This is a genomic window from Syntrophorhabdaceae bacterium, from assembly GCA_035541755.1.
GTDB lineage: Bacteria > Desulfobacterota > Syntrophorhabdia > Syntrophorhabdales > Syntrophorhabdaceae > PNOF01.
The window spans coordinates 1-9,563 of sequence record DATKMQ010000135.1 but is presented as its reverse complement, the minus strand read 5'-3'; the positions used below and the strand labels follow the sequence as shown (position 1 = coordinate 9,563).

The window sequence follows — 9,563 nt, the reverse complement described above, 5'->3', positions numbered from 1 at the left end:
CTGCTTCAGATACCGACCACAACTTTCCATCTTCGTCGAAACCGAGATCCTCAACCCCTATTACCATGTCGTATTTAGCCAGGACTTTCCCGGAAACAGGGTCAAGTTTCTGGAGATCCCCATGCTTGCTGCTGCTCAGCGTAATCCACAGATTGCCCTGTTTATCAAAGGCCGCCCCATTCGCTTCTGCCCCTATCGGGATACTTCTTAAGGCCACATCTTCTGTAATAGTCTTTCCATTGTGGGTTTCGAAAATGGATGCTGGTAAGAAAAATCCTTTCGCTTTGCTCGAATCCTTTTCAGATGAGCCTACAAAGATCAACGTTCCATCAAAGTCGACAAAGGAGGCTTTCAGCTCACCTCCGAGTTTGACGACACCTAGAACGGCATTTTTCGTATCGCCTTCCAGGAAAGCCTTGTTTATATCAATCTTATACAGTCGTCTCGTATCGCCAGCGATCAGAACACCTTTTCCGACGTAGACCAACCCACCGGCATGTCCAAAGTCTTCGGGTAAATCAAATTGACCGATGTATTCGCCCGTTTTGACGTCCACCCTAAAAACGCGACAAGGTCCTCGACCGATTTTTGGGTCTGTGCTCTTGTACCCGGAAACCAGGACAGAACCTTCCGCCACTGTCAGCCCTTGCGGCACATATCCGTCATCGATTCCGGGAGCCCATATCAACTTCGTGATGGCTTGCTCATTGTAAACTGAACTTGGACCACCCGATACATGATTTGGCTTCTTGCCGAGAACATCGGCAGCCATGGTAGAAACAGGCATTGATACAAGGATCAAAAAACAAATAATTGTCGCCCACTTTGTGACACGGTTGATCATTGCATTCCTCCTCACTAGCTATTACCCACGTGAATTTTTCGTGCGTCTACCGGATAGCCCGTCATTCTTGGCGTGATATCCGGATAGCTGAGTATTTCTCTTCCCGCTTCGGCTCACTTAATCCGTTGTCAGGTCACTATGTACTTTGTGAATTATTACATTGGAACCGAAACGATACAAGAAAATTATTCGGGATAATACCGGTGCTGATAGTTAATTGTAATATTGTGCTTTAGCAAAAAAGCCAGGCGACCGCTTTACAGGAAGAAGGCCACCTCTCAACGCCCCTCCATAACTCCCGCGGCTCGCAGTAGAAAGGCACAGTAATGGAGATGTCCAAATGAGAAGCTGCGCTATGCGCTGCGGATAGTCAACGTATATTCATTTGCAATAACCGCGGACTTAAAGCGTCATAGCTTAAGGGCCGCGGGTGGAGTGGAGACAGGCACAAAACATACACGCATCTTAGCCTTAAACAGTTTCAAGCGGGATGCACATGATCGTTCGTCACAGAAACTTCACAAGTGCCTCGGCCGTCTCTTTCGGCCTTTCCTCCAGCACCCAGTGTCCCGTGTCCTTGAGCACGACCATGGTGGCGTGTACAGCGACGAGCTTCATTTGTTCTCCCAGCAAATTTCCGTTTGCCCTTTCGCCGCCGATCGCAAGGGCCGGCATGGTGAGTTTATCTTTAGAGAATTCCGTGAAATCCCTGGCCGCCTGCCGAAAGGAGACGAAATAGGCCCAGCCGGCGCGCATACGTCCTGGACGCGCATAAGCCGCAGTATACGCCACGCGATCGGCCTCAGAGAGCGAGCGGTTCTTATCTGCCGCGAAGTCGTTCCAGAAGTGTTCGAAGTAGATTCGTTCGCGGCCGCGCACCAGTGCTTCGGGCGTTGGGCCGTTGAAGCGAAAGTGCCATATAGCAGGGTTGTTGTAGACATCCTCCCATCCGGCAACACCTGGCAGAAAGGCATCCATTACCGCGAGCTTTTCCGTGTCTTTCGGGAACTGTGCAGCATAGGCATAGGCCACCATAAGGCCGATATCGTGACCGACCACGCGAGCTTTGTCGATGCCCAAGGCTTTTATAAGTGCATGGATGCGGATAGCGGCTGTTTTCATGTCTAGGCCATCCGTCGGGACTTCCGAATCACCGATTCCCGGGAGATCGGGTACGACGACTGTAAATCTTTCGGCTAGAATCGGGATCAGGGGTTTCCACATGCGCGACGTCTGCGTGTAGCCATGCAACAGGACCACCGCTGGGCCTTGACCGGCCGAGAGGTAATGCAAGGCGGCGCCACCGACGTTTTCGGTACGAGAAGAAATCACATCAGTCGGGTTCGTTCGTTCAGCTGTCATGACAGTCCTCCTATCATTATGATTCTCAAGAACTCGTAGCCTTTTCTTCACAGAACATAATTCACCTTGTCATGTTGTCAATAAACCTAAGAAACTGGAAAATGGTATAAGGTGCTGACGGTAAAACTGGAGGTATAGAGACACCAGTTTCTTTATTGAAGTGTTGTGTAGATGCCGGAACCAGAAGCTGCGCTATGCGCTGCGGATAGTCAACGTATATTCAGACTCAGTATCCGCGGACTCGGCAGCGTAGCCGAGGGCCGCGGGTGGAGTGGAGACAGGCTTGGAGTGAAAAGATGGAGATGCGATGCGCCGGCGGGTTTTGCTGACCGAGAACTATACTGTATGTATATTCGAGGACGCAAGGCCCGACGGGGCGCGCATAAACGCTTTTCCGAACAAGCCTGTCTCCAAACACAAAACATACACGCATTTGGGCCTTAAGCTGTTTCACGCGGGCGGGGCAGAGGTGCTCTATACAAGCAGTGATTTTACTCTAAGATAAGGGGTTTTAAGCTTATGACTCGTTAGTTAGTGCGGCTCGCTTGCCATATCCTGGATGACCGATTCGGCAATATGCTCGTGAATTCCCGGGGGCCTGTCATCGAACATACTCTTGATGACCCTCAATTTCGCCTCTCTTATTACCTCTGGGTCATCGATTTGTTCATCCGTTACGAAATCTGCCCCGCCTTCCATAAGTTGCATTGCCTCGAGAGAGACTTCGTACCAATCCTCAACATAGTTATCGATGGCTGCATCCACCATCCGCTGCACGGAGGCACTGTTTGCATTGTGGCCCTGTTCCTTGCATATCTTCTCTACTTTCGAGATCATGTCGCTCGTCAATTTGTCGCGGAAATCAGGAGTGCTCACTTTTTGTCTTTTCATGCTATTCGCTCCTTAAGACAAATCAACGTTTAATCGTGGTCGTGCCTGTTGCTTTTATTCATTTTTACACAAAACCTATCAAAGAGTAAAACATTTTTTTCCGAACGGCCCGCGTGCCGTGGCATGAGATTTGCTTGTTAAATACTGTATGAAACAAGAAAGAACAAGTATTACAGGTATGGAGTGTCACGGCGCCCTTCGGCAAGCATTGAATCAATGCTTCTATCTGCTCGAAAAAAGTTTTGAGCGATATGGAAGGCTTAAGAAGTCGGAAGCGCCGGATATTCTTGTCGATGCTGAGAAGGTACTGATTCGCAAACGTTTGTTATTTCTGTTCAACCTTGACTCAGATCTAATAAACTAATATCAGCGCCTTGCCATTGACAGGGATTGACTGACGCGACAGCGCGAAGCAATGAGCTCCGTGAACACGCATAATCATAGCATTGCGTGTTACCGGCAGGTGGCGTCGCGAGACATTCATATCGTATTACAAGACAATGTCTTGAGAAGCGAGACATATCCGGACCCGAGAGAAGGCTCGCTGATATTCTGACACCGGGTCTCAAGAAGCGTCAAATTATCGTTACGAGCAAGAAGGATTACATCGGTTCGCTTAAGCGTATTCCAGCGATCGTTTTTCCCCGCGCTCTTTTCGCGCAACGCATTGTCTCAACCCTGTTTTGGGTTGATTTGACAGGCCTGCCGCGGTACAATAGGGCATGATTTCCCATATCAGAGAACGTCTCAGCATGCATCAGGCGAAAGTCGTTGAATGTCCCAGGACAATCCTGGCGGGGGTTGTGATCCCCATATACGAATACGATAATGAAGTATTCTTCCTTCTCACCAAGAGGACAGAAACAGTGAGATTTCACAAGGGCGAGGTCTCCTTCCCCGGCGGCATGTACGAAGAAAATGATCTGAATACTATGAAAACGGCGCTTCGTGAGTGCTGTGAAGAGATAGGGGTAAAACGGCACGACGTCGAAATCATCGGCAGGCTTGACGATGTTTACACGTTAACCGGCTTCGTAATCGCGCCCTATGTGGGGATTATACCCTACCCTTACGAGTTTCACCCGAACCGGCAGGAAGTTGACTATATCATAAATCTCCCTTATACCTATCTTAAACAGGCGAAACCCGAATATGAGATGGCAGGCTACAATGGTGTGAGCGAAAGTGTAGCCGCTATCCGATTTAATGGCGACAGGATATGGGGGGCAACCTACAGAATACTCTCTCAGTTCAAGAGAATCGTGGAAAATGAAGAAGTTTGACCTGAAAGTCCTTTTGATCCTTTCCCTGGGTCATCTTGTCGTAGATATCTATCAGGGGGCGCTGCCTACCATACTGCCCTTTCTCAAGGAGAGGCTCGCCATCTCCTACGCCGCGGCCGGTATTATCCTCATGATGGCCAACCTCACATCCTCAGTGCTTCAACCCATTTTCGGGTATTACTCCGACAGAAAGACAAAGGCCATATTGCTTCCCGTGGGTCTATTCTGCGCGGGATTCGGATTCTCGCTTCTTTCCCTTCCCATACACTATACGTTTCTGCTCCTTTTTGTAGCGTTAAGCGGCCTCGGTATTGCCTCCTATCATCCAGAAGGATACAAGACGGCCTCCTTTTTCACTGGTGAAAAACCTGCCACCGGCATGTCCATATTCTCCGTTGGAGGAAACATCGGGTTTTCGCTCGGCCCTATTCTCGCGGTTTGCATCATCACGTATCTGGGATTCTCATGGATGCCTGTCATTATTTTGCCATCGCTTGCCTGTACGATTATCATCCTCGCATACAGGAAGGCAATCAGCATCCCCGTTGAGGAGCATGCTAAGGTCCAAGCCTCGGCGCATAGGGCGGAGCCCGGCACCTATCTGTCGCTCTCCCTCATTATCGCCACGGTTGTCGTAAGGTCCTGGACGCAAATGGGTCTTGCCGCTTACATCCCTTTCTATTACATCAGCCATCTGAAGGGCGATGCCCTGTTTGCGGGCAAACTCGTTTCCACCTATCTCATCTGTGGAGCGGCCGGCACACTGATCGGCGCACCTCTCGCCGACAAATGGGGGCACAAATTTTTTCTAGTCATCTCCATGGCGCTCGCCACGATCACGCTGCCTCTTATCTTTGTGCCGTTTATTGAACGGAGTTATCTTATCTTTGTGGCGCTCGGCTTGCAGGGAATGGTACTCATCTCGACCTTTTCTGTAACTGTGGTCATGGCCCAGAAACTGCTTCCCCACAGGCTCGGCATCGCATCCGGTCTTATGGTCGGTTTCGCCATCGGGGCGGGCGGTATCGGGGTTACCCTTCTTGGCCTGGTGGCCGATCGTTATGGGGTGCCGGTCGCGCTGAAATCAATTACCGTCCTGCCTTTTATAGGCTTTCTATTGAGCCTCTTTCTCAAGTATAAAGAGTAGCCGATGAAACGAATTGTCAGCATAGTGGGAAGGCCCAACGTGGGCAAATCGACACTCTTCAATCGCATCCTTGGATACAAAAAGGCGATAACGGAAGATACGCCCGGGGTGACACGGGACCGCAATTACAGCGAATTTGACTATCTGAGACAGGCATTCGTGCTCATCGACACGGGCGGCTTTGAGCCCTCCAAAGAGGATGGCTTTTCGCCCCTCATAGAGCTTCAGATACATAAATCCATCGATGAATCGGACATGATCATCTTTGTCCTCGACGGAAAAGAGGGGATGCTCCCGGAAGATCGCGATGTGGCGAAAATCTTAAGAAAGAGCCAAAAGCCCGTTTTTTACGCCATCAACAAAGTTGACTCCAAGAAAAGGGAACAGGACCTGATCGATTTCTATGAACTGGGCGTGGAGAAATTCTACCCCATGAGCGCACAGCATGGTATAGGGATCGATGAGATGCTCGAAGACATGGTTAAAACGGCGCGGGACCAGGGCGAAACAGCCGGGGTAGAGCATGAAGCTTCCGAAGCTACGCTGAAGATCGCCCTTGTGGGCAAGCCGAACACGGGCAAATCTTCCATTACAAACAGGCTCCTCGGAGCTGACAGAATGATTGTCAGCGTGGTGCCCGGTACCACGAGAGATGCCATCGATTCGCAAATAACTTTCAAGGAAAGAGAGCTTTTGCTCATCGATACGGCAGGACTCCGCAAAAAGAGCAAGATCTCCATGAAAGTCGAGGAATTCTCTGTTTCGAGCGCCATCAAAAGCATTGAGAGGGCCGATGTTGTAAATCTCGTGATCGACGCAGAAGAGGGTCCAGGGCATCAGGACGGCAGCATCACTAATCTCATTGTTTCGCGGGGTAAGGGTCTTTGCATCATCGTCAATAAATGGGACCTGGTGGCCGGCGCCGCCAAGGAAAACGAGTATAAGAGTATGCTCCAACAGAGAATGCCCCATGCCTCGTTTGCGCCGGTCATCTTCACATCCGCCAAAACAGGCAAGAATATCGATAGAATTCTTGACGCCGACATCAAGGTTTACGAACAACTCACTCGAAAGATCACCACGCCCTTGCTCAATAAGGCTTTTGAAGAGTTCTTCGCCCGACTGGCAATCTCCTTCCAACAGGGAAAACAGGTTAAAGTTTTCTATGTGAGTCAGGCAAAGACCGCGCCCCCTACGTTTATCCTCTTTTCAAATTTTCCCAAGCTCATCCCGGAGCATTACAAACGGTACCTCGAAAACTCTCTTCGTGAAAAGTTCGGTTTTGCGGGCTCGCCCATAAGGCTTGTGTTCAAAAAGAAATAATACCAAATCGCCTTCATTCATATAGCTCTGTTGCCTCCTCCATGATGATTTCAGACCACGAGGAAGCTCTATTATATGCAAGAATTAGAATTGGTATTATTGATCCGGGTATCCATCTACGAGAATGGCCTGAGTGTCCGCGCCGGCCTCCCGCAAAGGCGCAATTGCTTTATATTCCGGGGAAGCAAGCCACTTCATGATATGGTCTTCTGTGGGGAACTCAAGAATAATAATCCGCTCCGGTTTCCAGGTCCCAAGCGCTCGGACGTTCTCGCCGCGAACGTGATACCGTCCACCATATTTCGCAACGATGGGTGCCACCTGTTCGATGTACTGTGCGTATACGTCGCGATCTTTTATCTTAGAATCAATGATCATGTATACGGACATACCGATCCTTCTTTATGCGGGAGAATACAAAAATCAGCGAGATGCCGGTTTATGGCCGATCCGCTGCAAAGATTTGCTGTGTGCTCGCTTACCGGTGAGTTCCTGGTCGATTCGATCAGACAAGAACACCTTGACAAGAGACTGATATGGGACATCGCGCTTGTTGGCCAACACTTTCAATTCCTCAAGCATGGACTCCGGAAGGCGTAAAGAGATTGTTTTAACAGAGGGTTTCAGATTAGCCAAAGTGACCTTTTTTGTTTTCTTCCAATCAACATATTCTGTCGAATCGTGGCTTAGCCAGAACTTCCTTTCTTCATCCTCAGTCTTAAATTGGGGTATTTTCTGTATAGGTTTCATATACCCTCCTTTCTTTCTTATTCATATCTCTTGCAGAAATGACTCTCACCTTGTCTTTCCGAATCGTAAAAACCAGAAACAACAGTCGCTCAGAGTTTGTCTGCCCTAATACGTAGAAACGGTTTTCTATTTCCGAGTGTTTAACATCATCACTGACTATAAGCGGCAGGTTGAAGAAAACCTGCTCACATTCGGGTAGTGTCCTAATTTGAGGCTAAAAGAATAATCGCCTTATTCTGATGTGGGACTGAAGAATGTCAAATGGGTCTGATACAGAATGCTCAAAGTGTAACCAAACACAGTGGGAAATCCAGTCTACGAATTGCAGATTATAATCAATGTGGCTCTCTCTCGGATTGTCAATAATCTTCGTTTTATATGCGCAATCAAACCATAGTTTAATCTGTAGATAATCAGCAAGAGAATTTCCACTGGTAACCTTTATACTTCTTTTATCTGGAATCCATTCAACGATAGGTTCTTGTTCAACATAGTCAGGGACCACGAGCCCACACATGTAATTATATAGTTTGTTGCCATCTTCTCTTATATGGCTCTGTACGTTAGTTTTGTTGGCTATTATTACGTCAATCTTTATATCGGGATATTTATGAAGTAGGGCTATGGCAAGTTCGCAAAATTCAATCCTTTGAAGCGCGCTCGCTGTAGAGGCTTTTTTCTCTTTAACCCACCCATACTTTGAATAAAGCCCCGCAATTATTTTTCTTGGCTTATTATCACGAATGTCGGGCAAGAAAAGCAGAGTTAGGGCTAAATTTCGGCTTGAACCTCCATGCCTAAACGGAAGATCGAATTTCCATCCTAAATCACCGCTTTCATCGATATAAATTTTCATGGAAAAAACGGAAAAGCCTGAAGTCGGCATAGATTACACTATGCTTATGAGGGTTTTCTTTTGAAAAACCGTCACGATACTTCAGGACTTACAAAGACAAGGATATACCCGTAGCCCCTCTTTGTCAAGCCCTAAATTAGCAATTCCCCCACCTCCCAAATATGATCCGTAATACCCGCCTTCATTGCGGGCGTCATTCGTAATGATGCATGAACCCGCACAAAGTTATAATGTGCGAAGTGCAGAGCAACCGCCGCTTTCAAGTTTTCGAGCTTCTTACTGAAGGCGTTGGTTAAGCGGGTGAACCGCCTCATCTGCATACGCATCGTGAGGTTTTGACGCTCCACGTGGGATGTAGATATGTTGCGCACCCACGGATTACCCGATATAACCATTCTCTCGGCGCTAACAACGTGGGGAGGGCTATACCTACCCGCGCCAATCGGTTCCGCTTCATACGATTTTACTATCTGGCCGTAATCGACATTTGAGCCAAAGGACTGATCAACGGCATCCGTGTACGCTTTAAATGAATCGCTACTTAATTGAACGCGGTTATCAAGCCTTTCAGAAAGATCATTGAGGAACGCGAGGGTGTTCTGATATGAGCGTTTTCCTACCCTATAGGACGGTATCAGCTTGCTGTCTGAGTCAAGGGCGACAAACACCCACTGATCTCCAACTTCTTGTTCGTTGTCCTCAATTGTAAGGTGGCGTTGTTTCTTACCCACAAAGCACCATATCTCATCGACCTGGATATTTTCGCACTTCAGGCTACGCATGGATTCGTTCATGATCCTTTCACAGTTTTTCCCGACCTTGACCATAAGGCGCATAATTGTGTCTCGATGAACTCCGGTCATTCGCTCAATAGATCGGATCGAAGCCCCCTCGACCAACCCCTTGATAACCATTTCCTGTTTTTCAGTCGATAACTTATTCATTGACAAGCCTCCGTTATGGCTCTATAATGAATGGTGGAGCGGAGGGGTATCGAACCCCCAACGAACGGGTGTAAACCCCGAACTGACTGCCCAAGTCCCGCCCCACTAAGGCCCCGCAGTTGGTCCAGAACTGGGAGGCCTTTTCTTATATCCAAAATCATCA

10 protein-coding genes are annotated in these 9,563 nt (G+C 48.4%); 3 read left to right on the top strand and 7 right to left on the bottom strand.

The features are described 5' to 3' along the window. The 3 genes from VMT62_13480 to VMT62_13470 all read right to left on the bottom strand — a co-directional run. A partial coding sequence (locus tag VMT62_13480; protein ID HVN97435.1) for a hypothetical protein occupies nucleotides 1-844 on the bottom strand: 844 nt, incomplete at its 3' end. A 507-nt stretch (nucleotides 845-1,351) separates the two neighbouring features. Further along, nucleotides 1,352-2,206 carry an alpha/beta hydrolase gene (locus VMT62_13475; protein HVN97434.1) on the bottom strand — a complete coding sequence of 285 codons (855 nt, stop codon included), beginning with the start codon at nucleotides 2,204-2,206 and terminating at the stop codon, nucleotides 1,352-1,354. A 531-nt stretch (nucleotides 2,207-2,737) separates the two neighbouring features. Continuing rightward, nucleotides 2,738-3,097, bottom strand: a complete 360-nt coding sequence (locus tag VMT62_13470; protein ID HVN97433.1) for a hypothetical protein — start codon at nucleotides 3,095-3,097, stop codon at nucleotides 2,738-2,740. A gap of 752 nt (nucleotides 3,098-3,849) precedes the next feature. Between VMT62_13470 and VMT62_13465 the strand changes: the two genes are divergently transcribed. The 3 genes from VMT62_13465 to der are packed head-to-tail and all read left to right on the top strand — an operon-like array spanning nucleotide 3,850 to nucleotide 6,850. Beyond that, complete coding sequence (locus VMT62_13465) at nucleotides 3,850-4,380, top strand: CoA pyrophosphatase (protein HVN97432.1); 531 nt, start codon at nucleotides 3,850-3,852, stop codon at nucleotides 4,378-4,380. Then, on the top strand, nucleotides 4,367-5,527 hold the full coding sequence (locus VMT62_13460) for an MFS transporter (protein HVN97431.1): 1,161 nt from the start codon (nucleotides 4,367-4,369) through the stop codon (nucleotides 5,525-5,527). Before VMT62_13465 ends, VMT62_13460 begins: the two co-directional genes overlap by 14 nt. A gap of 3 nt (nucleotides 5,528-5,530) precedes the next feature. Then, nucleotides 5,531-6,850 (top strand): ribosome biogenesis GTPase Der, encoded by a 1,320-nt coding sequence (gene der, locus VMT62_13455; protein HVN97430.1) that lies wholly within the window; start codon nucleotides 5,531-5,533, stop codon nucleotides 6,848-6,850. A 96-nt stretch (nucleotides 6,851-6,946) separates the two neighbouring features. Here der and VMT62_13450 read toward each other — a convergent pair whose 3' ends face one another. The 4 genes from VMT62_13450 to VMT62_13435 all read right to left on the bottom strand — a co-directional run bounded on the left by VMT62_13450 (nucleotide 6,947) and on the right by VMT62_13435 (nucleotide 9,400). Then, nucleotides 6,947-7,240 (bottom strand): DUF1330 domain-containing protein, encoded by a 294-nt coding sequence (locus VMT62_13450; GenBank protein ID HVN97429.1) that lies wholly within the window; start codon nucleotides 7,238-7,240, stop codon nucleotides 6,947-6,949. A gap of 33 nt (nucleotides 7,241-7,273) precedes the next feature. Further along, nucleotides 7,274-7,600, bottom strand: coding sequence for a BrnA antitoxin family protein (locus tag VMT62_13445; GenBank protein HVN97428.1), 327 nt, complete (start codon nucleotides 7,598-7,600; stop codon nucleotides 7,274-7,276). Between the two features lie 214 nt (nucleotides 7,601-7,814). Next, complete coding sequence (locus VMT62_13440; protein ID HVN97427.1) at nucleotides 7,815-8,456, bottom strand: DUF3800 domain-containing protein; 642 nt, start codon at nucleotides 8,454-8,456, stop codon at nucleotides 7,815-7,817. A gap of 131 nt (nucleotides 8,457-8,587) precedes the next feature. Continuing rightward, nucleotides 8,588-9,400: an IS1 family transposase gene (locus VMT62_13435; protein ID HVN97426.1), complete on the bottom strand. Its 813-nt coding sequence runs from the start codon at nucleotides 9,398-9,400 to the stop codon at nucleotides 8,588-8,590. Nucleotides 9,401-9,563: the final 163 nt, after the last annotated feature.

Coding starts and splice junctions, on each gene's coding strand:
- VMT62_13475 (HVN97434.1), bottom strand. CDS start 2,206: ATGACAGCTGAACGAACGAACCCGACTGATGTGATTTCTTCTCGTACC.
- VMT62_13445 (HVN97428.1), bottom strand. CDS start 7,600: ATGAAACCTATACAGAAAATACCCCAATTTAAGACTGAGGATGAAGAA.
- VMT62_13470 (HVN97433.1), bottom strand. CDS start 3,097: ATGAAAAGACAAAAAGTGAGCACTCCTGATTTCCGCGACAAATTGACG.
- VMT62_13465 (HVN97432.1), top strand. CDS start 3,850: ATGCATCAGGCGAAAGTCGTTGAATGTCCCAGGACAATCCTGGCGGGG.
- VMT62_13450 (HVN97429.1), bottom strand. CDS start 7,240: ATGTCCGTATACATGATCATTGATTCTAAGATAAAAGATCGCGACGTA.
- VMT62_13460 (HVN97431.1), top strand. CDS start 4,367: ATGAAGAAGTTTGACCTGAAAGTCCTTTTGATCCTTTCCCTGGGTCAT.
- der (HVN97430.1), top strand. CDS start 5,531: ATGAAACGAATTGTCAGCATAGTGGGAAGGCCCAACGTGGGCAAATCG.
- VMT62_13435 (HVN97426.1), bottom strand. CDS start 9,400: ATGAATAAGTTATCGACTGAAAAACAGGAAATGGTTATCAAGGGGTTG.
- VMT62_13440 (HVN97427.1), bottom strand. CDS start 8,456: ATGAAAATTTATATCGATGAAAGCGGTGATTTAGGATGGAAATTCGAT.